Below are 24,902 nucleotides of genomic sequence, written 5' to 3' on the forward strand. Positions count from 1 at the left end.
CGCCATGCGGGACAAGGAACCGAACCGGGCGCACCCGTGGCGCTGGGTGCTCGCGTGCGCCGCGCTCGTGGCCGTCTACGCGGTCGTCCCCGTCTCCAGCGAGCCCGACCGCGGCGTCCTGATCGCACGGTGGTGCGCCACCGTCATCGCGCTCACCGTCCTGGTGCTCGTGATCCGCTGGCAGGCGGTGCGGCAGCTCAGCGAGTCCGACGCGCCGCTCGGCGCCCTCGTCGTCGGCATCGTCGCCGGGCTGCTCCTGTTCGCGCTCATCGACTACAGCCTGTCCGTGCACCGGCCCGGCGAGTTCACCGGCATGCACACCCGCGTCGACGCGCTCTACTACGCGCTGAGCACCCTGCTCACCGTGGGGTTCGGCGACGTCTCCGCGCAGGGCCAGATCGCCCGGGTCGTGCTGTGCTGCCAGATGGCCTTCAACATCACCGCGATCGCCGGATCGGCCTCGCTCGTGACCCGCAAGATCACGCAGCGGGCCGTCCGCAACCGCAGAGCCCGCTGACGCCGGGACCGGTCCCGGCGCGGGCTTCCTAAGCTGGAGGCGCGAGAAGTGGAGGCCCGCGATGCCCTTGCGCGAGCATTTGACCGTCCGGATCGGCCATCTGACCGGGACCAGACCTGCGTTCGGTGCCTTCTGGATCGGAGAGGAGCGCCGCTACCTGGTCACCACCCGCCTCATCCGCCGCCCCGCGAGCGGCAAGAAGCTCGTCGAACTGCGCTGCGACCTGTGCGACGAGGAACTGCTGCTGCGCGTGCGCAGCACGGCGCTTTCGCGCAAGATCCGCAACAGGTGCAGGTCGGCCGCATGCATCGGCGCTGCCGCCGCGGTCGTCCTGTTCGGCGGCGCCGTCGGCCTCGAGGAGGCCGGAGTCGTCATCCCCCTTCCCTCCACTCTCGGCACGACCCTGATCATCGCCTTCCTGCTGGGCCTCGCGGCCTTCGGCGTGGGCTTGTACGCCTGGCTCAACGAGGAGCCGCTGCATCTCTACTCCGGCACTGAGCGGACCGGCCCGACGCACCGGCTCCTGCTCCCCTAGGCTGCCAGCGGGATCGCCCGCTGCGCGGGCCCGGTGTAGGCGCTCAGCGGCCGGATGAGCGCGTTCGACTCCAGCTGCTCGATGACGTGCGCGGTCCAGCCGGTGATGCGGGACATGACGAACAGCGGCGTGAACATCGGGATGTCGAAGCCCATGAGGTAGTAGGCGGGCCCGGCCGGGAAGTCCAGGTTCGGGTGGATGCCCTTGGCCTCCAGCATGGCCGCCTCCAGCTCCTCGTACATCGCGACCCAGCGCTGGCCGCCGGTGAGCTCGGCCATCTCGAGGAACGCGGCCTTCATGGTCGGCACGCGCGAGTCGGCGTCCTTGTAGACGCGGTGCCCGAAGCCCATCACCTTCTCCTTGGCGGCCAGGCGCTCCAGCAGCCAGCTGCGCGCCAGCGAGGGGTCCTCGATCTCCAGCATCATGCGCATGACGGCCTCGTTGGCGCCGCCGTGCAGCGGGCCTTTCAACGCGCCGATGGCGGCGGTGACGGCCGAGTAGATGTCCGAGAGCGTCGAGGCGACGGTGCGGGCGGTGAACGTGGAGGCGTTGAAGCTGTGCTCGGCGTAGAGGATCATCGAGATCTCGAAGCAGCGCAGCACTTCCGGGGCCGGGACGGTGCCGAAGCACATGTGGAAGAAGTTCTCGGCGAAGCCCAGGGACGGGTCGGGGGCGATGCGGGCCTGGCCCCGGCGGCGGCGGAAGTCGTGGGCGACGATCGTGGGGAGCTTGGCGAACATCGCTTCGGCCTTGGCGCGGTTGGCGGCCGGGCTGTTGTCGTCCTCGGCGGGGTCTTCGGCGCCGAGGCAGGAGACGGCGGTGCGCAGCAGGTCCATCGGGTGGCAGTTGTCGGGGACGCGGTCGACGACGGCGATGGTGGAGCGGGTGACTTCCCGTTGGGCGCCTTCGCGTTCGGTGAATCCGGCGAGGGCGTCGGCGGCGGGCAGGTCGCCGTACCAGATGAGGTGCGCGACGGCTTCGAAGGAGCAGGAGCGGGCGAGTTCCTGCACGGGGTAGCCGCGATAGGTGAGCGAGTTCGTCTCGGGCACGACCTCGGAGATGGCGGTGGTGTCGGCGACGACTCCGGCGAGGCCCTTGCGGATGTCGGTCATGCGTCCCTCCCGGGGATTTTGAAGTCGAAGAGCTGCTGGTCGAACGCCGTGTAGGAGGCGTAGTCGACGAGTTCGTAGAGGCGGGCGCGGGTCTGCATGCTTTCCACGTGCTTCGCCTGGGTGCCTTCGGTCTCGAGGGTGTCGAAGAGGTCTTCGACGGCGCCCATGGCGGCGCGCAGGCTCGAGACGGGCCAGATGACGAGGTTGTAGCCGAGGTCTTCGAGCTGGCGGGCGGTGAGCTGCGGCGAGGTGCCGAACTCGGTCATGTTGGCCAGGAGCGGCACGTCGACGGCGTCGCGGAAGGCCGCGAACTCGGCTTCGGTGCGCAGGGCCTCGGGGAAGACCATGTCGGCCCCGGCGTCCACATAGGCTTTCGCGCGGTCGATCGCGGCGTCGAGGCCCTCGATGGCGCGGGCGTCGGTGCGGGCGCAGATGACGAAATCGGGGTCGGTGCGGGCCTGGACGGCCGCGCGGACCCGTTGGAGCATCACCTCCGCGGGGACGACCTCTTTGCCGTCGAGGTGCCCGCAGCGCTTGGGGTTGACCTGGTCTTCGAGGTGGCATCCGGCGAGTCCGGCATCCTCGAAGGCCGCGATCGTGCGGGCGACATTCGCGGCCTCGCCGAAGCCGGTGTCGGCGTCGATGAGGGTGGGCAGGTCGGTGGCGCGGGCGATCTGCCCGCCGCGCCCGGCGACCTCGGTGAGCGTGGTGAGGCCGATGTCGGGCAGGGCCAGGTCGGCGGCGAGCGCGGCGCCGGAGACGTAGACCCCTTCGAAACCGCGGTCGGCGACGGCGCGGGCCACGAGCGGCGAGAACGCGCCGGGGAGCCGCTGGAGGCGCCCGGAAGCGAGCCCCGCGCGCAGGGCCTGGCGTTTCTGGTTCGGTGAGATGCGCTGCGTCATCGGAAGAGCCCTCCAGTCGCGGGTGCGCTGAGCGTGCCGGGAGGGGCGGCGAGGTTCAACGCTTGGACCTCGGCCGCGTCGAGGGTGTCGAGGCGGCAGGCGAGGTCGAGGAACCGGTCCTGTTCGCGGTCGTCGATGACGCCTTCGGTGAGGGTGCGGAACTTCGCGATGTACTGGTCGCGGGCGAAGGGCCGCGCGCCCCGGGGGTGGGCGTCGGCGACCGCGAGCTCGTCGTCGATCGTGGTCCCGTCGTCGAACACGACCGTGACGTGCCCGCCGAAGGCCCGCTTGTCGGGGTCCGGGTCGTGGTAGCGGCGGGTCCACTCCTGGTCTTCGAGGGTGCGGACCTTGTGCCACAGGGCCACCGTGGATTCGCGGTGCGCGCGTTCGGGAGTGTAGGACCGCTCGTGGTGCCAGTCGCGGTCCTCGAGGGCCACGGCGAAGATGTACATGATGGAGTGGTCGAGGGTCTCGCGGCTCGCGCCCGGGTCGAGCTTCTGCGGGTCGTTCGCGCCCGTGCCGATCACGTTGTGGGTGTGGTGGCTCGTGCGGATCACGACCTCCGCGACCCGCGAGAGGTCCCCGATGCGCGGCGCGAGGCGCCGGGCCAGGTCGATGAGCGCCTGGCTCTGGTACTCCGCGGAGTGCTCCTTCGTGTAGGAGTCGAGGATGGCGCGCTTGGGTTCGCCGGGGGCGGGCAGCGGCACCGTGTAGCGGGCGTCGGGTCCGCTGAGGAGGCGGGCGATGACGCCGTCCTCGCCTTCCCAGATCGGGGACGGCGCGCCCTCGCCGCGCATGGCCCGGTCGACCGCCTCGACGGCGGCCTTGCCCGCGAACGCCGGGGCGTACGCCTTCCACGACGAGATCGCGCCCTTGCGCGACTGCCTTGTGGCCGTAGTGGTGTGCAGCGCCTGGCCGATCGCCTGGTAGATCACCTCGGCGTCGAGGCCCATGAGCGTGCCGATCCCGGCCGCCGCCGACGGGCCGAGGTGCGCGATGTGGTCGATCCGGTGCTCGTGCAGGCAGATCGCGCGCACCAGGTCAATCTGGACCTCGTAGCCCGTCGCGATGCCGCGCACCAGCGCCGCCCCGTCGAGCCCCCGGTGCTGGGCGACCGCGAGCACCGGCGGGATGTTGTCGCCCGGGTGCGAGTAGTCGGCAGCGAGGAACGTGTCGTGGAAGTCCAACTCGCGCACCGCGACCCCGTTCGCCCACGCGGCCCACTCCGGCGAACTGCGCACCTCCGGCGCGGCCCCGAACACGGCCGCACCGGGACGGTACGGGTGCGCGAAGGCCTGCGCGCGGGCGTTCGCGACCGGGCGGCGGGCGAGCGACGCGGCAGCGACGGCCGCGTTGTCGATGACCCGGTTGCCGATCATCTCGGCCACCTCGGGCTCCACGGGGACCGGGTCGACTGCGACCTCGGCGAGCTTCCAGGCCAGCTGCGCCTCCCGCGGCAGGTGTTCACGTGAGGCGTGGGTGCGGACGGGGTGCTCGATCATGCGGCGGCTCCTTCTCAGATATCTTCACAGTATGTACAGCCGCATTACCTAGAGAAAGCACTGAACATGTGGTTTCTTGTGGAAATATCGGCCGCATTTTGTGAATCTTGTGAAAGGACCAGTTCATGGCGTTGAAGACGGCCAAGGTCGGGCTGCGGCTGCGCCGGTTCCGCGAAGAGCAGGGGCTCACGCAGGCCTCGCTCGCCACCGCGCTCGGCATCTCCACGAGCTATGTGAACCAGATGGAGTCCAACCAGCGGCCCATCACCGGACCGGTGCTGCTGCGCCTCGCCGAGGTCTTCGACGTCGACGTGCAGCGCTTCTCCGCCGCCGAGAGCGACCGCCTCGACGCGCAGCTGCGCGACGCCCTCGCCGACACCGCCCACGCCGACCAGGTCTCCCCCGGCCAGACCCGCGAACTCGCCGAAGGCATGCCCGAACTCGCCCGCTACGTCGTCGACCTCCACCGCCGCTACCACCACGCCGTCGAACGCAACACTGCCATGAGCGCCGAACTGGACGCCGGAGCCGCGCCCACCGCATACGAGGAAGTGCGGGACCTGTTCTACGCCAAGCGGAACTACGTGTACGAACTCGACACCGCCGCAGAGAAGATCGCCGCCGAACTCGACCCCGCCGACCTCGCCGCCGAACTCACCCGGCTCCTCGCCACCCGCCACGGCACCACCGTCACCCAGCTCAGCGCCAAAGAGCAGGCCGGAGCCAAGCGCCGCTTCGACCCCGACGGCCGCGTCCTTCGCGTCTCCCCGCTCCTGACCCCCGGCCAGCGCGCCTTCCAGCTCGCCACGCACCTGGCGCTGGCCGGGCACGCCGAGCTCATCGACGGCCTCGTGGCCGCCGCCGACCTCTCGGGGCCGGAGGCGCGGGCGCTGGCGCGGATCGGCCTGGCGAACTACTTCGCGGGGGCGCTGATCCTGCCGTACAGCGTGTTCCGCAGTGCCGCAGAGGAACTGCGGTACGACATCGACCTGCTGCAGCGGCGGTTCCGGGTCGGGTTCGAGACGGTCGCGCACCGGTTGAGCACGCTGCAGAAGCCGGGCGCGCGGGGCGTGCCGTTCTTCTTCGTGCGGGTGGACCGGGCGGGGAACATCTCGAAGCGGCAGTCGGCCACGGACTTCCACTTCTCCCGCGTGGGCGGCAGCTGTCCCCTGTGGAACGTGTATGAGGCGTTCGCGCACCCGGGCGAGATCCGGACGCAGCTCGCGCAGATGCCGGACGGGCGGGCGTACCTGTGGGTGGCGCGCACGGTGACGCGACGGTACGGCGGGTACGGGACCCCGGCGAAGACGTTCGCGATCGGGCTCGGCTGCGACCTGCACCATGCGCACCGGCTCGTCTACGCCGACGGGCTCGACCTGGCGAGCCCTGCGGCGCTGACGCCGATCGGGCCGGGCTGCAAGGTGTGCGACCGCTCGGGCTGCCCGCAGCGGGCGTTCCCGGCGATCGGGCGGCCGCTCGATGTCACGGACAACCGCAGCGGCTTCACCCCGTACCCGTCGTCGGCGTGAGCCGGGCTCGCGCCTTCAGCCGATGGCCTCGGCCAGGATCGCGACGCCCTGGTCGATCTCCTCGGGGGTGATGACGAGCGGCGGGGCGATGCGGACGGTCCGCTGGTGGGTCTCCTTGGCGAGCACGCCGAGCCGCATCATCCGCTCGCACACCTCGCGCGCGCTGGGACCGCCTTCGGCGAGGTCGACGCCCGCCCAGAGGCCGCAGACCCTGATGTCGGCCACTGTGGAGCGGTCGAGTGCGGCGAGGGCGCCTTCGAGGTGCTTGCCGAGGTCGCGGGCGCGGTGCTGCCACTCGCCGGTGGCGAGCATCGCGACGACCTCGGTGCCCACTGCGGCGGCGAGCGGGTTGCCGCCGAACGTGGAGCCGTGGGTGCCGGGCGTGAACACGTCCATCACCTCGCGGTCGCAGGCGACTGCCGAGATCGGGACGATGCCGCCGCCGAGGGCCTTCCCGAGCAGGTACACGTCCGGGGTCACGTGCTCGAGGTCGCACGCGAACGTGCGGCCGGTGCGGCCCAGGCCCGACTGGATCTCGTCGGCGATCATGAGGACACCGTGCTCGTCGCACAGGCGGCGCACCTCGGCCAGCCAGCCGGGCGGCGGGACGAGGACCCCGGCCTCGCCCTGCACGGGTTCGAGGAGGACCGCGGCGGTGTCGGGGCCGATGGCGGCCGCGAGGGCGGCGGCGTCGCCGAACGGGACGCGGTCGAAGCCGCCGCTGAAGGGCCCGAAGCCGTCGCGTGAGGCCGGGTCGGACGAGAAGCCGACGATGGTGCTGGTGCGGCCGTGGAAGTTCCCGTCGAAGACGACGATCCGGGCCCGGTCGGCGGCGATCCCCTTGCGGCTGTAGCCCCATTTGCGGGCGGCCTTGATCGCGGTCTCGACCGCCTCGGCGCCGGTGTTCATCGGCAGCACGGCTTCCTTGCGGCACAGTCCGGCGAGGCCGGAGAGGAACGGGCCGAGCGTGTCGGTGTGGAACGCGCGCGAGGCGAGGGTGAGCCGGTCGAGCTGGGCGTGGGCGATGGCGGTCAGGCGCGGGTGGCGGTGGCCGAAGTTCACGGCCGAGTAGGCGGCGAGCCAGTCGAGGTAGCGGTTGCCTTCGACGTCCTGGACCCAGGCGCCGTCGCCTTCGGCGATGACGACCGGCAGCGGGTGGTAGTTGTGCGCGCCATAGCGCGCTTCGAGTGCGGTCAGGTCGCTCGAGCGGTTCACGGACTCCCTTTCGGCAGTAGGGCCAGTCCGCAGTATGCGGACACCGCGTCGAATCCGTTTGTCGAACGCCGAACCCCGCTGCAGACTGGTGCACCGGGGCCCGCTCGGAGCGGCCCCTCCCCGCCGCGCGATTGGACCGCCGTGACCCGCACCGCCCTGCACGCCCGCACCGACCCGGCACTCGTGCACTGGCGCAACGCCGTGTTCGCGGTGTTCGCCCTCTCCGGGTTCGTGTTCGCCAACTGGGCCGCGCGCGTCCCGAACATGCGTGACATCCTCGGCGCCTCGACGCAGGAGATGGGCGTGCTCATCCTGGGCCTCTCGGCCGGGGCGATGCTCGGGCTCATCGCCTCGGGCCACGTGGTCGCGCACCTGGGCGCGACCGTGGCGATCCGGTGGTTCCTGGGCCTGACGGCGGTCGGGCTGGTCGCGATCGGGCTCATCGCCGGGCTCGCGCCGTCCTACTGGGCGCTGTTCGCGGCGCTCATGGTCCTCGGCGCGGGCAACTCGGTGCTCGACGTGGCGATGAACCTCTCCGGCGCGGCCAACGAGCGGCGTATCGGCAAGACCCTGATGCCGATGTTCCACGCGGGCTTCAGCGTCGGCACGATGCTCGGCGCGGGCCTGGGCGCGCTCACCGAGCAGCTGGGCGTTGCCGCCGGGGTGCACTTGAGCGCGGTAGGCGTCGCGGTCCTGCTGGCCTCGTTCTATGTCGTGAAGTTCCTGCAGCCCGCCGAGGAGCCGCGCGAGGCCGAGCCGGGCGAGCGGGCCGGGTGGCGCACCCGCCTGGCCGCGTGGACGGACGTGCGCGTGCTGCTCATCGGGCTGATCATCCTCGGCATGGCGTTCACCGAGGGCACCGCGAACGACTGGCTCGGCCTGGCGATGGTCGACGGCTACGGCCTCTCCAACCCCGGCGGCGCGGCCGTGTTCGCCGTGTTCGTCACCGCGATGACCGTGGGCAGGGTCTTCGGCGGCTGGTTCCTCGACCGGTTCGGGCGCGTCCCGGTGCTGGCCGGGTCGGCGCTGCTGGCGCTCGTGGGCCTGCTGCTGGTGATCCTCGGCCCGACCGCGCCCGTGGCGGTCGTCGGCACGGTCCTGTGGGGCGTCGGCGCTTCGCTGGGCTTCCCGGTCGGCATGTCGGCCGCGGCGGACGACCCGGTGAAGGCCACGCAGAACGTCGCCGTCGTGGCCACGGTGGGCTACTGCGCCTTCCTGATCGGGCCGCCGCTGATCGGCCTCATGGGCGACCAGGTGGGCCTGCGGAACGCGTTCTACGTAGTGCTCGTGCTCGTCGCGGTCGCACTGCTGTGCTCCCCCGCCGCGAGGAAACCGAAGGGCTGAACCCGGCGCGGGCGGTGGGGCCCGCGCCGGGCGGCTCGGGTCAGGTGGTGATGCGGAACGTCGCGTCCGCCCGCTCCTGGGTGGTGCTCACGGGGTCGAGGCGCAGCGAGTACCCGTAGTGGCGGAGGTACCGGGTCGGGTAGTTGTACGAGGTGAACGAGCTCCACGACGAGTCCGCGAGCCCCGCGACCCGGTTGAACGTGGCGTCGGCGTTGTACGTGCCGCCCGATTCCCTCGGAGCGAGCACGAAGTCGTAGTTGACGTGGCGCAGGAAGTGCCCGGGGAAGTTCACCGACTCGAACGAGACCGCGCTCGATGCGGCCAGGCCGGGCACGACCCGGAACTGGGCGTCCTGGGCGGGGCTCACGCTCGGGTCGATGCGCACGTCGAAGTTGTAGTGGCGCACATAGCGGTCCTGGTAGTTGTAGGACTGCAGCCGGTTGAACACCGGGGCCGAGTAGCGGTCGAGGACCCGGGTCTCCTCGGCCTGCGTGAGGTTGAGGACGAACCCGTGGCGCTTCAGGTTCGAACCGAGGCTGTACCCGGTCGTGGTGCGGTAGCCGGAGACGGCGGCGGGGTTGGTCGTGAGCACGGGCATGTAGCCGCGGCCGGTCGCGTACTGGTCGAGCCACAGCGCCCATTCGGTGCGGTCGTTGAACTTCGCCCACATCGGGCCTTCGACGCCGCCGCCGGTGAGGCTCGCGAGGTCGCCCAGGCGGGTCCACGTGCCGGTGAGCGAGTTGCTGCCCTCGATGACGATCTGGGTGGTCTTGGAGGCGCGGTAGTAGCGGTAGCCGCCGGTGTTGGCCTCGATGATCTGGGTGTCGATGAGCCCTTCGGTGCCCGCGAGGTCGATGTACGTCTGCGGCGTGGTGATGGTGCGGAAGTCGGTGGTGCGCGCGCTCCAGATGCGGTGCTTCTTGACGCCGTTCAGGGTCGAGTTGGTGGCCCAGTACAGCAGGAAGTTCCCGGCCGAGGCGTCCCAGATCGCTTCGGGGGCCCACGCGTCGCCCGCGTCCCCGATGGACGCGGCGACCGGCAGCAGCCACGGGATCGACCAGTTCACCAGGTCGGTGGACTCCCACACGACGAGGTTGCGGCTGCCCGCGTTGGCCGCGTCGCCCCAGGACGTGCCCGATCCGATGTGGAGGTCGGTGGCGACGATCCAGTAGCGGTTCCCGGCCGTGTTGCGCACGATGATGGGGTCGCGCACGCCCTTGGTGCCGATGGGGGTGCGCAGGACGATCTGGCCGCGGTTGAGGTCGGTCCAGTTCAGGCCGTTGTCGGAGTGGGCGAGGTAGATCTGCTCGCCGCCCGAGCCCTCGCCGATGAAGTGGGCCATGAGGTAGCCGGTGTAGGCGGTCTGGGCGGCCGCGGGCGATGCCGGGATGAACGCGGCGGCGGGCACGGCCGCGGCGGCCGCGATCAGGCCTCTGCGGGACAGGCGTGGTGTCGACATTGACGCTCCAAGGAGGTGCCGGAATGATGATGTGAAGGGTAACAATCAACATCGACATAGTCAATATCTTCGATATTCAACGAAAGGAGGGACCTCCCGCCCCGGCACCGGGCGGGAGGTCCTCCGGTCAGCTCGCGGGAATGAGCGCGTACACGCCCGCGGTGATCGCGAAACCGAGCAGGCCGAGGATCGTGGTCATCGGCGTCCAGACCCTGAGGCCGTCCTTCACCGAGAGGCCCAGGTAGCGGGTCACGATCCAGAAGCCCGAGTCGTTCACGTGGCTCAGGCCCAGCGAACCGTAGCCGATCGCGAGCGCGACGAGCGCCAGGTGGACCGGGTCGAGCCCGAGCGCCTGCACGGCCGGGAGCATGAGCCCGGCGGCGGTCGTGATCGCCACCGTCGCCGAGCCCTGCGCGGCGCGCAGGATCAGCGAGATGAGGAAGACCGCGAGCAGGACCGGGATACCTGCCGACGAGAGCGAGTCGGCCACGGCCGCACCGATACCGGACTCGGTGAGCACCTTGCCGAAGCCGCCGCCCGCACCGGTCACCAGGATGATGACCGCCGCCGCGGGCAGCGCCGACTCCATGACCTCGCCGAGCTTCGCGGCCGACCACTTGCGGCGCACGCCGAGCACGTACATCGCGACGCCGATGGCGACGGCCAGCGCGAAGATCGGCTGGCCGATCATCGCCAGGAAGCCGTTCCAGAAGGAGCCCGCCGCGAACTGCGGGGCGATGGTGGTGCCGACCATGATGAGCGCCAACGGGAGCACGATGATGCTGAGGATGGTCCCGGCGCCCGGAGCGGTCTCGCCGTCAGCGAGGGTGCCGTTCTTGGGGCCGTCCTCTTTGCCGAAGCTGTCGAAGATGGCCTTGGTGGCGGCGATCATCGAGTACTCGCGGCGGTTGAAGAGCTTGCCGAGGAAGTACGCGGCGACGGCGAGCGGGATCGAGACGAGCAGCGACAGGATGGTGATCCAGCCGACGTCGGCGCCGAGGATGGCGGCGCCGCCGACGATGCCCGGGTGCGGCGGGACGGCGACGTGCACGGCGAGCATGATGCCGGCGACGGGGAGCCCGAACTTGATCGGGTTGAGCCCGGCGGCCTTGGAGAAGGCGTAGATGATCGGGATCAGGATGATGAACCCGGCGTCGAAGAAGACGGGGATCGCGAGGATCGCGGCGGCGGCGGTGAGCGCGACGCCGACCCGCTTGGGGCCCAGCCAGCTCGTGAACTTCCCGGCGAGCGCGTCGGCGCCGCCGGAGATCTCGATGATCTTGCCGAGCATGGAGCCGAGGGCGACGAGGACGGCGACGGAGCCGAGGGTGCCGCCGACGCCCGCGATGATCGCCTGGATGACGCCGAGCTGCTCGGGTTCGTCGCCTTGGGCGGGGATCGTGGTGAGCGGCAGGCCCGCGCCGATGCCCACGGCGATCGAGGTGATGATGAGGGCGTAGAACGCCTGCATCTTGAATTTGATGACGAGCAGGAGCAGGAGGGCGACGCCCGCGAGTCCGACGAGGATCAGGGCGGGGAGCGGCAGGGTGAATCCCATGGCTAGGCCTCCAGCTTCGGCGAAGCTTGCGAGCCGTCAATTTGCGGAGTCCGCAGCGACGGGGCGACGACGCGGATGACCGCGGAGTCGTCGAGCGCGCCGAGGCCCTGGGCCTCGCCGAGGAGGAACAGCTGTTCGGCCGCGGCCGCAACTGGGGCGGCGAGGTGCGCGTTGCGCGCGGCCTTGCCGACGATGCCCATGTCCTTCACGAAGATGTCGAGGCGGCTGAGCACTTCGGCGCCGTCCTCGTCGTAGGCCTGGAGCGCGCGAGGGCCGCGGTTGCCGAGCATGAACGAGTTCGCGGCCCCGGCGGTGAGCGCTTCGAGGGTGCGCTCCCGGTCGAGCCCGAGGGCGTCGGCCAGCGCGAGCGCCTCTGCCGCGGCGACGATGTGGACGCCGCACAGGAGCTGGTTGACGGTCTTGAGCGCCTGGCCGTCACCGGGGCGGTCGCCCACGATGGACAGTGTGGAGGACAGCTGTGTGAGGACCGGCCGGACTTTGGCGGCGGCGGCGGGTTCGGCGCCGACGACGATGAGGAGGTCGCCTTCGCGGGCGCGCACGGGCCCGCCGGAGAGCGGGGCGTCGACGAGGTGGACGTCCTGTGCGGCGAGGCGTTCGGCGGTCTCGGCGATACCGTCGGTGCCGACGGTGCTGGTGAGGACGACGACGGCGCCGGGTGCGAGGTGGACGGCGATGCCGTTGTCCCCGTGGAGGAGGGCTTCGAGCTGTTCGCCGGTGCGGACGGCGACGAGCACGGTCCCGGCCCCGGCGACGGCTTCGGCGGCCGTCGCGGCGGGCGTGACGCCTTGGGCGGCGGCGAGTTCGAGCCGTTCGGCGGCGATGTCGAAGCCTCGGACTTCGAAGCGTTCGGCGAGGCGCGCGGCCATGGGCAGGCCCATCGCGCCGAGGCCGATGACAGCGACGTTGCTGTTCACTGCTGTTTCCAATCTCTTACGGGGACGGTTAGTCGGCGACAGTTCTAATGGCTTGGCTCGCAAGCTTCGCCAAGCGTGCTGACCACTTGCGCGAGGGAGTCGGTCGAGCCGACGTTCCCCGCGAAGACGATGTACGGAATCCCGGCGGCGGGTCCGCCTTCGGGCTGCCAAAGGGACACGATGCCCGGGAGCATGGGGCCGACGACGCGGGCGCGCCGGATGCGGAGCGCTTCGGAGGCGGTGTCGCTGGAGGTGATGCCGCCCTTGGCGATGACGAAGCGGGGCGGGGCGAGTTCGAGGACGCGGGCGACGAGTTCGACGACGCCGCTGGAGACCTGGCGGGCGATGGCGAGGCTTTCGTCGCCGTCGCGGCCGGTCAGGAGTTCGCGGGTGGTGTGGACGATGACGGTGCCGTCCTCGAGCGCTTTGGCGACTGCGGCGGCCTGGGCTTCGAGGTGCTCATCTCGCCTGCTGTCAACCAACTGGTGGACATCGAGTTCGACCGTGACCGTGTCGGGGCGGGCCTCGCGGAGGGCGGCGAGCTGGGCGGTGGTGAGCGGGACGTGGCTGCCGACGACGACGAGGCCGCCGCGGTCGTTGGCGGAGTCGATGCGGTCGCGGGTGACGGGTGCGGCGATGTCCTGCCCGATGTGGGCCCGCACGTAGGGCGGGCCGACGCGCAGGAGCGCTTGGCGCCCTTCGCGTTCGAGGCGGTGGAGGGCGAGCGCGACGACGCGCATGTCGGTCTCGTCGACCACATCGACCGCGACGACCGTGCCGTTCGCAAGGCCCCGAAGGAACTCGGCGACAGCGTCGGTCCCGCTGCGGATGATGCCGATGGTGAGAGCGGCGACCTCGGTGGCGCGGATCGCGCCGCCGGTCTTCTCCTCGACCCAGGTGCGCAGGTCGGAGGAGGAGAACCCGAAGGTGGCGTCCTGCGCGAAGGCGGTCTCGCCGACGGGGGTGGCCTCGCCGTCGACGACCCAGTAGTGGACGGAGTCGACGGTGATGCGCCCGGCGTCGGGGAAGGCGGGGACGAGGAGGGTGAGCGCGGGGCGGGTGCCGCCGTGGGCCTCGATGGTCTCGGCGAGGACGTCGGTCTCGAGCGGGAAGTGCCCGCGCAGGGTGGAGTCGGAGCGGGAGACGAAGGTGAGGCGCTTGCCGGCGCGGGCGGCGGCGGCCAGCGCGGCGGCGGCGACCTCGCGGTTGCGCTGTTCGGCGGTCGCGGGGTCGAGGGAGCGGGTGTTGGTGAGGACGTAGACCGCACTGGCCCCGGTCGCGAGGGCCCAGTCGAGGTCGGCGGGTTCCCAGCGTGTGAGGACGGGGAGTCCGGCGACGGACTGGGTGCCGGTGGGGTCGTCGTCGAGGACCACGAGGACGGAGGCCGGGTCGGTCTCGGCGCGCACGTCGGCGGCGGTGACCGCGGCGGGTGCCGGTACGGAGGCGAGCAGCGTCGCGACGTCCACGTGAACTCCTTCGTTCGCCCTCGGGTTCGATCCCGAGGTATCAGATATCAGATATCCTGCCTCGGAAATCGGGGATCGTCAAATCCGGGTGAACGAAGAACGCCGTCTAGCGGCGCGAGTGCACGTATTCCAGCAGGTCGCCGCGGGTCTGGTCCATGTGGCTGGCCATGGCGTCCCGGGCAGCGAAGCGGTCGCCGGAGGCCAGCGCGTCGACGATCGCGGTGTGCTCGGCGATGGCGTGCTCGCGGATCTCGGCGACGGCGCTGGTCTCGCTGCGGGTCTCGGCGAGCAGGGTGGTGAGCGGCAGGAGGGCCGCCACGAGGATGCGGTTGTCGGCCGAGCGGAGGATGACGTCGTGGAACTCGAGGTCGGCGGCGACGAACGCGGCCACGTCGGTCCGGGCGTGGGCGGCCCGCATGCGGTCGATGAGGTCGCGCATCGCGTCGAGGTCGGTTTCGGTGCGGCGTTCGGCGGCGAGCTGGGCGGCGCCGGTCTCGATCATCATGCGCACTTCGAGCAGTTCGAGCGAGGACCGCTCCCGCTCCCCCGCGCTGCGGGCGTGGCGCACGACGGCCTCGAGCCCGGTCCACTGCGCGACGGGCGCGACGCGGTGGCGGCGGCCCGGCACCTGGACGATCACGCCCTGGGCCTGGAGCAAGCGCACGGCCTCGCGCAGCGTGAGCCGCGAGACGTGCAGCTCTTCCGCGAGCACCCCTTCGGGCGGCAGCGGTTCGCCGGGTCGCAGCTTGCCGTCGATGATGGCGTCGAGGACCTGTTCGACCGCCTCTTGCGTCCGTGACGCTCGCGCCATCGGCCCTCCTCCCGGTAAGTGGTTCGAGCGTAAGGCAGTTCGCGATCCAGCGTGGAACGAGGTCGCATCCAGTGTGCTCCAGCCCGTGGCGGGTCGATACGGCTCGGGCGGCCCGGCGTTACCCCGTCGCTCCCAGCGCGGCGATCGTCAGAGGCCGGCGAGTTCCGTAAGACGGCGGTGGGAGTCGTAGAGGGCCTTGCGGTCGTGGGACGAGGTGCCGATGAGGAGTTCGTCTGCTCCCGTGGCTTCGACCAGGTCGGTCAGGCGGGGGGCCACCTCGTCGGCGGTGCCGTAGATCGCGCCTGCCAGCGACTGTTCGAGGTATTTGGATTCGCGGCTGGTCTTCGCGGCCGCCCTGATCTCGGTCGGGGGCAGCAGCGGTCGGAACTCGCCTCTGGTGCGCGACAACGCGACCGACCAGTACTCGGGGAGGAGCACGTCCTCGGCGGCTTCGCGGGTTTCGGCGACCGCGACGGTCTGCGCTACGACGACGTACGGCTCGGAGCGCCACGCGGAGGGCCGGAACTCGCGCCGGTAGTCGTCGATCTTGGCGCGGGTCGCCTTGAGTCCCTTGGACGGGGCGATGACCAGGCCCACGCCGTGTTTGGCGGCGTACTCGCCTCCGGAGCCCACCGCCAGGACGAACGGTTCGGGGCGCAGCCCTTCGCCCGGTCGGGCGCGCACGCCGGGGTGGGTCGACTGCTCGCCGGTGAAGTAGCCGAGGAGTTCGGTGAGGAGCGCGTCGAAATCGTCGGCCTCGTCGAGGTCGTGGCCGAGCGCCGCGCGGACGGCCGGGACGAACCCGAGGGTGCGCCCCAGGCCCATGTCGATACGGCCTTCGAACAGCGACTCCAGGACCCCGAACTGCTCGGCGACCACCAGCGGTCGGTGGTTGGGCAGCATCACGCCGCCCGTGCCGACCCTGATCCGCGAAGTAGCGGCCGCCACCGCGGCAGCCAGGACGGTGGGCGCCGAACCGGCGATGCCGGGCACGCTGTGGTGCTCGGCCACCCAGTAGCGGTGGAAGCCCAGGTCCTCGGCCTGCTTGGCGTTGCCGACGACGTCGCGGAGTCGCTCTGCGGGCGTCTCGCCCTCGGCGATGACGGCGCGGTCGAGCAGCGAGAGCCGGAGGGGCTGCGGAGTCCTCATATGGCGCGCAACGCCCGCGCGGCCGCGAATGTTTCACGGTCCGCCCCGATCGTGCCCGGCCTCACCGGCCCGGCTCGAGGCCGAGGTCCCTTCGCGGGTTGCCGACCATGGTTGCGGGGTCGACGATGCGGTCGAAGTCGGCGGCGCTGACGCCGAGGGCGAGGGCGGCTTCGCGGAGGGTGGAGCCCTCTTCGTCGGCCTTGTGGGCGATGGCGGTTGCCTTGTCGTAGCCGATGTGGGGGCTCAGGGCGGTGACGAGCATGAGCGAGCGGTCGACGTGCTCAGCGATCTTCGCGCGGTCGAGCTGCGTCCCTTCGACACTGAAGTCCTTGAGCTTCTCGGCGGCGTCGCCGAGGATGCGGGCCGAGTGGAGGACGTTGGCGATCACGACCGGGCGCATCGTGTTCAGCTCGAAGTGCCCCTGCGCCCCGGCGGCAGCCACAATGGAGTCCTCGCCGATCACCTGCAGGCACACCATGAGCGTGGCCTCCTGCTGGGTCGGGTTCACCTTCCCCGGCATGATCGAGGAACCCGGCTCGTTCGCGGGCAGGCGCAGTTCCGCCAGGCCCGCGCGCGGGCCCGAGGCGAGCCAGCGCATGTCGTTGGCCACCTTCATGAGTGCGACCGCGACGCCGCGCAGGCCCGCGCTCACCGCGACCATGCCGTCCAGCGAGGCCTGCGCCGCGAACTTGTTCGGGGCGGTCACCAGGGGCAGCCCGGTGAGGTCGGCGAGCTTCGCGGCGATCGCCTCGCCGAAGCCCTCGGGGGCGTTGATGCCCGTGCCGACGGCCGTGCCCCCGGCCGCGAGGCCGTGGATGCTCGACAGGGAGTCCGCAAGGCGCGCACGGGCGTCGTGCAACTGCGCGGCCCAACCGGACCATTCCTGACCCACCGTGAGCGGTGTCGCGTCCTGCAGGTGGGTGCGGCCGATCTTGACGACGTCGACCCACTGCTCGGCCCTGAACCGGATCGCGGCCGTCAGCGCGTCGAGCTGCGGCAGCGTCCGGTCCCGCAGGGCCAGCAGCGTCGCCAGGTGCATCGCCGTGGGGAAGCTGTCGTTCGAGGACTGGCTCAGGTTGACGTGGTCGTTGGGGTGGACCGGGGTCTTCGTGCCGATCTCCCCGCCGAGGAGCTGGTTGGCGCGGTTGGCGACGACCTCGTTGACGTTCATGTTCGTCTGCGTGCCCGACCCGGTCTGCCACACCGAAAGCGGGAACTCCGCGTCGAGGTCCCCCGAGACGACCTCGCCCGCCGCGATCACGATGGCCTCGGCCAGCAGCGGGTCGAGCAGCCCGTTCGCGGCGTTCACGAGTGCCGCTGCTTCCTTGACCCGCCCGAACGCCCGGTAGACGGCCGTGGGCATCCGGTCCTCGCCGATCGCGAAGTGGTGCAGGGAGCGCTGGGTCTGCGCGCCCCAGTAGTGCTCGGCGGGGACCTCGACCGGGCCCATCGAGTCGGTCTCCCACCTCGTTCCGGTCGCGCCGGTGCCCACCGGCAGGGTGCGAATCCGGTACTGCTCGTTCGCCATCGTGGAGGCCTCCCGCTCTCGTCTCGCCCCAGGATTCCACGATTCCTGCCCGGCCGCCCGGACTCCAGGTTCGGCAACAGTGATAGATGATGTGTCAAGAACCAGGTAGGATGAAGGCATCATGAACGACGACACCCAGTGGCTCAGCCCGCGCGAACAGCAGTCCTGGCGCAACTTCGTGCGGTTGAACCAGAAGCTCACCGCCCGCCTCGGCAGCCGGCTCCAGACGGAATCCAAGCTGTCCGGCCCCGACTTCGCGATCCTCGTGGCCCTCACCGACGACGCCTCCGGCCGCCTGCGCTTCCAGGAGCTCGCCAAGGCCGTCGACTTCGAGCAGAGCCGCCTGTCGCACCAGATCGCCCGCATGACCAAGCGCGGCCTCGTCGCCCGCGAGGAGTGCGCGGAGGACGGGCGCGGCGCGTTCGTCCTCATCACCGACCAGGGCCGCGAGGCGATCGCCGCCGCCGCACCCAAGCACGTGGCCGCCGTCCGCCGCCTCGTCCTCGACGCGATCTCACCCGAGGACCTCGAGGCCCTCGGCGACATCACCGGCCGCATCCTCAAGCACCTCGACGAGACCGCGCCTTAAACCGTTACGCGGCCGCGAGCTGGAACTTCACCCCGGTGAGCTCTTCTGAGAGGGTCCAGAGGCGGGTCGCCGTGTCCTGGTCCTTCGCTTCGGGAATGGTGTCGACGACGACCGGGGCGCCCTTGCGCTCGCCCTTGCCGCTGGGGCCGTAGTACTGGCCGCTCCGGGCGTTGGGGTCGGTCGCCGCGCGCAGCTGCGGCAGCGCTCCGGCCGCCTGCGACTGGGTCACGAACGGCATGATCACGCTCGTGATCATCCGCACCGGCAGGTTCATCCCGTTCGCGACGAGGCGGGTCGCGGAGAAACCGGGGTGCGCCAGCAGGCTGCGGACCGGGCTCCCGGCCGCGCGCAGCCGCCGGTCGAGCTCGAGGCCGAACACGGCGTTGGCGAACTTCGACTGCCCGTAGAAGCCGACCGAGCTGTACTTCTCGGCCCCGGTCAGGTCCTCGAAGTGGATGCGGCCGTGCCCGTGTGCGAGCGAGGAGACGGTGACGACGCGCGGGTCCCGGCCCGCTTCGAGCAGGCCCAGGAGCCGCCCGGTGAGCGCGAAGTGCCCGAGGTGGTTGGTGGCGAACTGGCGCTCGTGGCCCTGCGGGCTCAGCGAGCGCGGCGGGGCCATCACGCCCGCGTTGTTGACCAGGAGGTCGAGGCGGGCCTTGTCAGCCGTCAGGCGGTCGGCGAACGCGGTCACCGAGTCGAGGTCTTCGAGGTCGAGCGTGCGCACTTCGAGGTTCGCGCGCGGGTGGTCGGCGCGGATGTCCTCGACGGCCTTGCGGCCCTTGGCCTCCGAACGCGAGGTCATGATCACGTGCGCGCCGCGCCCGGCCAGCGCGCGGGCGGTCTCGATGCCGAGGCCGCTGTTGGCGCCGGTGACGACGACGGTGCGGCCGGTCTGGTCGGGCATGTCGGCGACGGTCCACTGCCTGCTGCTCATCGGGTGTCTCCTTCGGTTTCGCGCGGGCCTGGCGTCCCGTCCGCGAGGTAAGCTGAACATCGGTTCATCTTCATCATGAACCATGATTCAGGTTATTGCAAGCTTCGCGGCGAGTGCCTTGCGACGCGATGCCATACGATGCGGTCCGAACGAGAGGAGACGGTATGAGCGCGGAACGCCCCCTGCGCGCCGACGCCGCGCGCAACCGCTCCAAGATCCTGGAGGCCGCCGACCGGCAGATCGTCGTCCACGGCCCCGAGGTCCGCATGGAGGCCATCGCCGAGGAGGCCGGGGTCGCGGTCGGCACGCTCTACCGGCACTTCCCGACCAAGGACGCGCTGGTCGCGGCCGTGGTGGAGGCGCACCTCGAGTGGATCATGACCGAGGTCGAGGCCACGGCCGACCGCATGGAGGCCGGCGCGGACGCCTTCGAGGAGTTCCGGCACTTCCTCCTCGCCACCGTCGAACTCGCCGCGAGCGACAAGGCCGCCAAAGCCGCCGCGCGGGCGCTCGGCGCCCAGCTCGACATCGCCCGCCCGATCGCGCGCGGCACCGCCGCAATCGAGCGGATCATCAAGGTCGGCAAGGAGAACGGGTGCTTCCGGTCCGACCTGTCCGTCGAAGACTTCCACCTGCTGTTCGCCACCATCCCGGTCGACCAGCCGCCCAAGGCCCGCGAACGCTTCCTCGAGCTCATCCTCAACGGCGTCGTCGCCGCGCCCGCCGCGAAGCGGAGCGCCGCCGATTGACCGAGGCGAACTGCCTCGGTGTCTATATATATTCTTTCACCGACTTCTATGGCGCAGTTCAGGACCGGTGCGCCTGCTGCGCGCTACAGTGACCGCGTGAGCAACCTTGAGGTCCGTCCCGAAGTGGAGCCCTGCCGGACCTCGGGCCCGGCCGGGCCCGAGGCGACCCTGCTCCAGGCCCGCGAAGTGCCGCTCGGCGGCGTCCGCCACATGCACGTGAGCCGCACCCTGCCGCAGCGCGAGATCCCCACCATCGGCGCGTGGTGCTTCATCGACCAGTTCGGGCCCGAGCGCGCCGACATGCGCGTCCTCCCCCACCCGCACGCCGGGCTCCAGACCGTGACCTGGCCGGTCCGGGGCGACATCCGCCACCGCGACAGCCTCGGCTCCGACGTGATCCTGCGCCCCGGCCAGCTCAACCTCATGACCAGCGGCCCCGGCATCGCCCACTCCGAGTTCTCCGTCGGCGAGCGGCCGCTCATCGAGGGCCTGCAGCTGTGGGTCGCACTCCCCGACGGCGGCAACGGCATCACACCGGGCTTCGAGCAGCACGCCGCCCTGCCGCACTTCGACCTCCAAGGCGCGCACGGCATCGTGGCCCTCGGTGAACTCGCCGGAGCGGCCTCGCCCGCGACCGCGTACACGCCGATCCTCGGCGCGCAGATCACGATCGAGCCCGGCGCGGCGCCCGTGCTCCCCCTCCGGCCGGACTTCGAGCACGCGGTCCTCGTCATCTCCGGCGCGCTCCGGGTCGACGGCATGGCCCTCGGCCTCGGCCCGCTCCTCTACCTCGGCACCGGCCGCGAGACCCTGCCGCTCGCCTCGGACGAGGGCGCGACGGTGTTCCTCCTCGGCGGCGAGCCGTTCACCGAGGAACTGGTCATGTGGTGGAACTTCGTCGGACGCTCCCATGAGGACATCGTCGCCGCCCGGACCGCCTGGGAGGAGCCGGATCAGACCCGCTTCGGCCGCGTCGACGGCCACGACGGCGCCCGCATCCCCGCTCCCCCGCTGCCGGGCGGCAGGCTCCGCCCGCGCGGCCACCGTTGAAGGGCCGCTGAACGGCGCTGAAGCCTCCGGTGAACCTTGCCGCGGTGCGGCAGGTTCGACCGGAGGCTTGCTTCATGCTCGGATACGGCTCAGATCCGGGTGACGTGGTTGGTGCCGGCCCACCACTGGTCGTCGTCGTACCACTCGACGTACCAGGCGATGCGGTGGCCGTCGGTCCAGTCCTTGTTGCAGTAGACCCAGACCTTGGACGTGCCGAGGTTGTCGTAGCAGATGCCGTAGCGGGAGCCGTCGAGGTCCCACCAGGTAACCGAGATCGGGTAGCCGTCGTTGACCTTGTCCCTGATCCAGATGTCGTCGCCGTTCGCCTGGACGCAGGCGCCCCAGTTGTCGGTGCTGTAGCAGTCCCGTGAGCTGTCGGCGTACCAGTCGATGTCCTGCGCCCAGTTGAACTCCTGCTCCGCGGCGGCGGCCGCGGTGCCGAGGCCGAGGACGGCGAACAGGGGAATGGCGAACGCGGCGAGGAGTGCCGCAATGCGGTTGCGCATCAGTGAATGCCCTCTCGTAGTCGTGCGGGTGCCGGTCAGATCACGGTCTTGAAGGTCTCGTCCTCGTACTGCCAGCCGTTGGCCGTGTCGTACATGAAGGACCAGTAGATGGTGTGCCCGTCGGTCCAGTCCTTGTTGCAGCGCACCCAGGCCTTCGCGGTACCGAGCGCGTCGATGCACATGCCCTCGCGGCCCGAGGCCGGATCGGACCACCACACGGCCACGCCGTAGCCGTCGGTGTCGAGGTCGACCACCCAGATGTCGTCGCCGCTGGGCTGGATGCAGGCGTCGCCGTTGATGTACCAGTAGCCGCGGTCCCAGGCGCAGTCCTTCGCCGGGCTGTCGCTCCAGTCCGCGTCGACCGCGTAGTTCGTCTCGAACGCGGCCGCCGAGACGTCGGCCGCGGCGGGCGACGCGACCGCCGCGGCGAGCCCGAAGGCCATCGCGAGCGTCCCGAGAACGGCTGCAATGCGTTTGATCATCTGTGCTCCTTGAGGTGGGGGCACTCCCCCGGGGAAGCTGGGGTGGAGTGTCCGCTCAGTTTCGAGCCGGGCCCTTAACGCCGGTTTGACTCCCGATTAATCGGCAGGCGGCGGGTCGGATGCGGGGCCGAGGGGCGTCAGTCGACGAGCGCGGCGATGCGGGCGCGGACGGCGGCGGCGTTGGGGCGGCCGAGTTCGTCGAGGATCACCGCCGCGCGCTGCCAGGCGTCCCGGGCCTCGGCCGTGCGACCGGCTGCGGCGTACGTCTCGCCCAGGCTGATCAACGCTGCGGCCGTGACGTTCCGCTCCCCGGCCTCCGCTCCGAGCGCGACGGCGCGTCGCAGGTGCTGCACCGAGCGGGCGTGCTCACCGAGTTGCGCCTCGATGGCGCCGAGGCTGGTCAGGACGTTCGCCTCGCCGATCGTGTCGCCGATGCCGGCCGCGAGTTCCAGCGCGGTGAGGCAGTCCTCGCGCGCACGGAGGGGGTCGCCGAGCCGGGCACGGGTGTACCCGATGTTGTTCAGCGCCCGCACCCGGCCTGCGGTGTTCCCCGCGCGCGCATACAGTTCCAGGGCGCGGACGGCGTGCGCCAAGGTCGCGGCGAGGTCGCCGGCGGACCCGTCCAGAATGCAGAGGACCATGCAGGTGTCGGCCTGGCCGTTGCGGTCTCCGGCCGCTCTGAAGTGCTCCAGCGCCAGCCGCAGGTGTTCGCGGGCCTCGGCCGTGTCGCCGTGCTTGGACTGGACGGTCCCGAGCCGCAGGTGCGCGGAGGCCAGGCCTTCAGCGCTCTGCGCGCGCTCGGCCGCGCGCACTGCGATGCGGTGCATGGACTCCCGCTCGGCGGCGGCGTTCTGGCGGCGGAGATAGGCTTCCAGGCTGCGCGCCAGTTGCCATGTGTACGTGTCGAACCGCTGCCTGAACGCCTCCTCGACGGCGCCGAGCAGCACGGCGCGCTCGGTCTCGAACCACGCCAAGGCCCGCTCGCGCTGTTCGGGCGTGGCGAATCCGGCATCAGAGCTGTGGTCGTCCGTCACGACCGAGAACGGCGTGATCGCAGCCGCCGCCGCGTCGGCGGTGCGCAGCAGCCACGCGAACAGCCGCGCCACGGCGTCGCGGCGGTCGTCCGCCTCGTCTTCGGCCGCGGACAGTTCGGCGGTGTACGCGGCCAGCAGGTCGTGGAGGCGGTACCGGCCGGTCCGGAACTCGCCCACGAGTCCGAGGCGGACCAGTTCGCCGAGGGCCCGGCGGGCCGCGGCGAGCGGTTCGCCCAGGAGGGCCGCGACGGCATCGGCGGCGAAGTCCGGTCCCCAGTGGAGTCCGAGCAGCCGGAACGTGCGCGCCGCGGCCGGGCTCAGGGCGCGGTACGAGCAGGCGAACGCCGCGCGCAGGTCCATGTCGGCGAAGGCGAAGCCGTCGAGCGGCGCGCACCCGGCCTCCAGCTCGTCCGCGAGCGCGCACAGCGGCGCACCGGGAATGCCTGCGGCCCTGGCGGCCACGACGGCCAGCGCCAGCGGCAGCCGCGCGCACCGGTCGATGATGCGGGACACCGCTTCGGGTTCCGCGTCGGCCCGGTGCGCGCCGATCCGCTCGGCGAGCAGGTCGCGGGCTTCGCGTTGGTCGAGCGCGTCGAGAGCGACGAGCGCGACGCCGTGCCGGGCGACGAGACCGGTGAGCACGGTGCGCGCGGTGATGAGGACGCGGCAGGCGTCCGTGCCCGGCAGCAGCGGGCGGACCTGTTCCTCGTCGCGGGCGTTGTCGAGCACGATGAGCATGCGCCGCTTGGCGAGCAGGCTCCGGAACAGCGCCGAGCGGGCTTCGATGCGGGCCGGGATCTGCACGGGCGGGACGCCGAGCGCGTCGAGGAAGACGCCGAGCACTACGCCCGGGTCGAGTGCGCGCCCGGCCGGGTCGAAGCCGCGCAGGTCGACCCAGAGCTGACCGTCGGGGTAGGCGTCGGCGGCGCGGTGGGCCCAGTGGACGGCGAGGGTCGTCTTGCCCGATCCGGGGATGCCGGTGACGACCGCGACGGGACTGCCCGCGGTGTGCTCGTCGAGCCGCGCCAGCGCCTCCGTGCGGCCGGTGAAGCCGGTGATGTCGCCGGGGAGCTGCTGCGGCACGGGACGGTCGAAGGGCGTGTGCTCCTCCCGCTGGTCGAGGAGTCGGCGGTGCTCCTGCTGGAGTCCGGGGCCGGGTTCGACGCCGAGCTCGTCGACGAGGTACTGCCTGGTCTTCCGGTAGAGCGCCAGGGCTTCGCTGGTGCGCCCGGACGCGCCGAGTGCCGCCATCAGGAGTTGCGCGGGGCGTTCGCGCACGGGATGGTCGGTCACGAGGGCGGCGAGCTCCGGGATCACGTCGCGGGCCGCGCCCGCGCTGATGTCCTGTTCGATGCGGTCTTCGAGGGCCGCCAGCCGTTCTTCGTCGAGTCCCGTCCGCAGGTTCTCGCGCCATTCGTCTCCGGCGATGTCGGCCAGGGCCGGGCCGCGCCACAGCCGCAGTGCCGCTTGCAGGAGCGGGGACTTCTCCGGTCCGGGGTGGCGGCGGGCGCGGGTGACGAGGTCGCGGAAGCGGTACAGGTCGACTTGGTCGGGGTCGCAGTCGAGCCGCCAGCCGCGGCCGACGGTCGCGAGGCCGACCGTGGGGTCGTCGGCGAGGAGGCGCCGCAGGCGCGTCACGTAGACGCGCACGGTGTTCAGCGCGGAGGCGGGCGGCCCTACGGGCCAGAGCGCGGTGATGAGGCGTTCGGCCGTGACGGTGCGGCCCAGGTCGAGGAGCAGCAGGGCGAGGACGCTGCGGGACTGGGCGGTGGTGGGGCCCTGCGGGATGCCGTCGCGCAGGATCTCGACCGGACCGAGGACCCGGAAGCTCGTCCGATCGGGAGCGTTCGCGGCTCCACGGGATCGTCCGTCCATATGCGCACCGCCTACACGAAAAGTACTGGGTACGTTAGCAAGCCCTGGCGTCGGCATCGAACCGCTCGGCCCGCATCGATGGTGGTCTCTCCCGTTGTGCGGCAAGCGCAATGAGGCTCAG

The 24,902-nt window shown here is 71.3% G+C and carries 22 protein-coding genes; 7 read left to right on the top strand and 15 right to left on the bottom strand.

Translation table 11 applies throughout. From position 1 onward, the window contains the following. Positions 1-4 precede the first annotated feature (4 nt). Positions 5-517 (top strand): potassium channel family protein, encoded by a 513-nt coding sequence (locus ACZ60M_RS18725; RefSeq protein WP_465419699.1) that lies wholly within the window; start codon positions 5-7, stop codon positions 515-517. A 61-nt stretch (positions 518-578) separates the two neighbouring features. Beyond that, positions 579-1,052 carry a hypothetical protein gene (locus tag ACZ60M_RS18730; RefSeq protein WP_465419701.1) on the top strand — a complete coding sequence of 158 codons (474 nt, stop codon included), beginning with the start codon at positions 579-581 and terminating at the stop codon, positions 1,050-1,052. Here ACZ60M_RS18730 and ACZ60M_RS18735 read toward each other — a convergent pair. From ACZ60M_RS18735 to ACZ60M_RS18745, 3 genes are read right to left on the bottom strand one after another with little or no spacing between them, the layout of a single operon-like run. Then, complete coding sequence (locus ACZ60M_RS18735) at positions 1,049-2,164, bottom strand: bifunctional 2-methylcitrate synthase/citrate synthase (RefSeq protein WP_465419703.1); 1,116 nt, start codon at positions 2,162-2,164, stop codon at positions 1,049-1,051. The genes ACZ60M_RS18730 and ACZ60M_RS18735 overlap by 4 nt on opposite strands. Continuing rightward, positions 2,161-3,066, bottom strand: a complete 906-nt coding sequence (gene prpB / locus ACZ60M_RS18740) for a methylisocitrate lyase (RefSeq protein ID WP_465419705.1) — start codon at positions 3,064-3,066, stop codon at positions 2,161-2,163. The genes ACZ60M_RS18735 and prpB overlap by 4 nt, the downstream gene beginning before the upstream one ends. Then, entirely contained in the window at positions 3,063-4,568 is a 1,506-nt protein-coding gene (locus tag ACZ60M_RS18745; RefSeq protein WP_465419707.1) for an MmgE/PrpD family protein, read from the bottom strand. Before ACZ60M_RS18745 ends, prpB begins: the two co-directional genes overlap by 4 nt. A 131-nt stretch (positions 4,569-4,699) precedes the next feature. Here ACZ60M_RS18745 and ACZ60M_RS18750 point away from each other — a divergent pair, with 131 nt between their 5' ends. Beyond that, positions 4,700-6,097 (top strand): short-chain fatty acyl-CoA regulator family protein, encoded by a 1,398-nt coding sequence (locus ACZ60M_RS18750; RefSeq protein ID WP_465419779.1) that lies wholly within the window; start codon positions 4,700-4,702, stop codon positions 6,095-6,097. Positions 6,098-6,112: 15 nt separating this feature from the next. On the opposite strand, the gene rocD is transcribed toward ACZ60M_RS18750, so the two are convergent. After that, complete coding sequence (gene rocD, locus ACZ60M_RS18755; RefSeq protein ID WP_465419709.1) at positions 6,113-7,312, bottom strand: ornithine--oxo-acid transaminase; 1,200 nt, start codon at positions 7,310-7,312, stop codon at positions 6,113-6,115. A gap of 141 nt (positions 7,313-7,453) precedes the next feature. Here rocD and ACZ60M_RS18760 point away from each other — a divergent pair, with 141 nt between their 5' ends. Further along, positions 7,454-8,656, top strand: a complete 1,203-nt coding sequence (locus ACZ60M_RS18760) for an MFS transporter (RefSeq protein WP_465419711.1) — start codon at positions 7,454-7,456, stop codon at positions 8,654-8,656. A gap of 40 nt (positions 8,657-8,696) precedes the next feature. On the opposite strand, the gene ACZ60M_RS18765 is transcribed toward ACZ60M_RS18760, so the two are convergent. The 7 genes from ACZ60M_RS18765 to ACZ60M_RS18795 form a co-directional block, all read right to left on the bottom strand. Next, on the bottom strand, positions 8,697-10,115 hold the full coding sequence (locus ACZ60M_RS18765; protein ID WP_465419713.1) for a glycoside hydrolase family 43 protein: 1,419 nt from the start codon (positions 10,113-10,115) through the stop codon (positions 8,697-8,699). Between the two features lie 127 nt (positions 10,116-10,242). Next, positions 10,243-11,673, bottom strand: coding sequence for a GntP family transporter (locus ACZ60M_RS18770; RefSeq protein ID WP_465419715.1), 1,431 nt, complete (start codon positions 11,671-11,673; stop codon positions 10,243-10,245). 2 nt (positions 11,674-11,675) lie between these two features. Further along, positions 11,676-12,608 carry an NAD(P)-dependent oxidoreductase gene (locus ACZ60M_RS18775; protein WP_465419717.1) on the bottom strand — a complete coding sequence of 311 codons (933 nt, stop codon included), beginning with the start codon at positions 12,606-12,608 and terminating at the stop codon, positions 11,676-11,678. Between the two features lie 44 nt (positions 12,609-12,652). After that, positions 12,653-14,074 (bottom strand): four-carbon acid sugar kinase family protein, encoded by a 1,422-nt coding sequence (locus ACZ60M_RS18780; RefSeq protein ID WP_465419719.1) that lies wholly within the window; start codon positions 14,072-14,074, stop codon positions 12,653-12,655. Positions 14,075-14,180: 106 nt separating this feature from the next. After that, positions 14,181-14,885, bottom strand: a complete 705-nt coding sequence (locus ACZ60M_RS18785; protein WP_465419721.1) for a FadR/GntR family transcriptional regulator — start codon at positions 14,883-14,885, stop codon at positions 14,181-14,183. Positions 14,886-15,032: 147 nt separating this feature from the next. Continuing rightward, entirely contained in the window at positions 15,033-16,034 is a 1,002-nt protein-coding gene (locus tag ACZ60M_RS18790) for an MsnO8 family LLM class oxidoreductase (RefSeq protein ID WP_465419723.1), read from the bottom strand. Positions 16,035-16,095: 61 nt separating this feature from the next. After that, complete coding sequence (locus tag ACZ60M_RS18795; RefSeq protein ID WP_465419725.1) at positions 16,096-17,562, bottom strand: class II fumarate hydratase; 1,467 nt, start codon at positions 17,560-17,562, stop codon at positions 16,096-16,098. Between the two features lie 121 nt (positions 17,563-17,683). On the opposite strand from ACZ60M_RS18795, the gene ACZ60M_RS18800 reads away from it, so the two are divergent. Then, positions 17,684-18,151, top strand: a complete 468-nt coding sequence (locus tag ACZ60M_RS18800) for a MarR family winged helix-turn-helix transcriptional regulator (RefSeq protein WP_465419727.1) — start codon at positions 17,684-17,686, stop codon at positions 18,149-18,151. A 4-nt stretch (positions 18,152-18,155) separates the two neighbouring features. On the opposite strand, the gene ACZ60M_RS18805 is transcribed toward ACZ60M_RS18800, so the two are convergent. After that, the gene (locus ACZ60M_RS18805) at positions 18,156-19,085 is read right to left on the bottom strand and encodes an oxidoreductase (protein ID WP_465419728.1); all 930 of its coding nucleotides are present in this window, start codon (positions 19,083-19,085) and stop codon (positions 18,156-18,158) included. Between the two features lie 164 nt (positions 19,086-19,249). Between ACZ60M_RS18805 and ACZ60M_RS18810 the strand changes: the two genes are divergently transcribed. After that, complete coding sequence (locus ACZ60M_RS18810) at positions 19,250-19,834, top strand: TetR/AcrR family transcriptional regulator (protein ID WP_465419730.1); 585 nt, start codon at positions 19,250-19,252, stop codon at positions 19,832-19,834. A gap of 96 nt (positions 19,835-19,930) precedes the next feature. Further along, the gene (locus tag ACZ60M_RS18815) at positions 19,931-20,884 is read left to right on the top strand and encodes a pirin family protein (RefSeq protein WP_465419732.1); all 954 of its coding nucleotides are present in this window, start codon (positions 19,931-19,933) and stop codon (positions 20,882-20,884) included. A gap of 89 nt (positions 20,885-20,973) precedes the next feature. Here the strand turns inward: ACZ60M_RS18815 and ACZ60M_RS18820 are convergent, their stop codons facing one another. The 3 genes from ACZ60M_RS18820 to ACZ60M_RS18830 form a co-directional block, all read right to left on the bottom strand. After that, positions 20,974-21,390, bottom strand: a complete 417-nt coding sequence (locus ACZ60M_RS18820) for a hypothetical protein (protein WP_465419734.1) — start codon at positions 21,388-21,390, stop codon at positions 20,974-20,976. 35 nt (positions 21,391-21,425) lie between these two features. Beyond that, positions 21,426-21,872, bottom strand: a complete 447-nt coding sequence (locus ACZ60M_RS18825) for a hypothetical protein (RefSeq protein WP_465419736.1) — start codon at positions 21,870-21,872, stop codon at positions 21,426-21,428. 137 nt (positions 21,873-22,009) lie between these two features. Further along, entirely contained in the window at positions 22,010-24,781 is a 2,772-nt protein-coding gene (locus ACZ60M_RS18830) for an AfsR/SARP family transcriptional regulator (protein ID WP_465419737.1), read from the bottom strand. Between the last annotated feature and the right edge of the window lie 121 nt (positions 24,782-24,902).

The organism is Glycomyces sp. NPDC050141 (assembly GCF_055586545.1).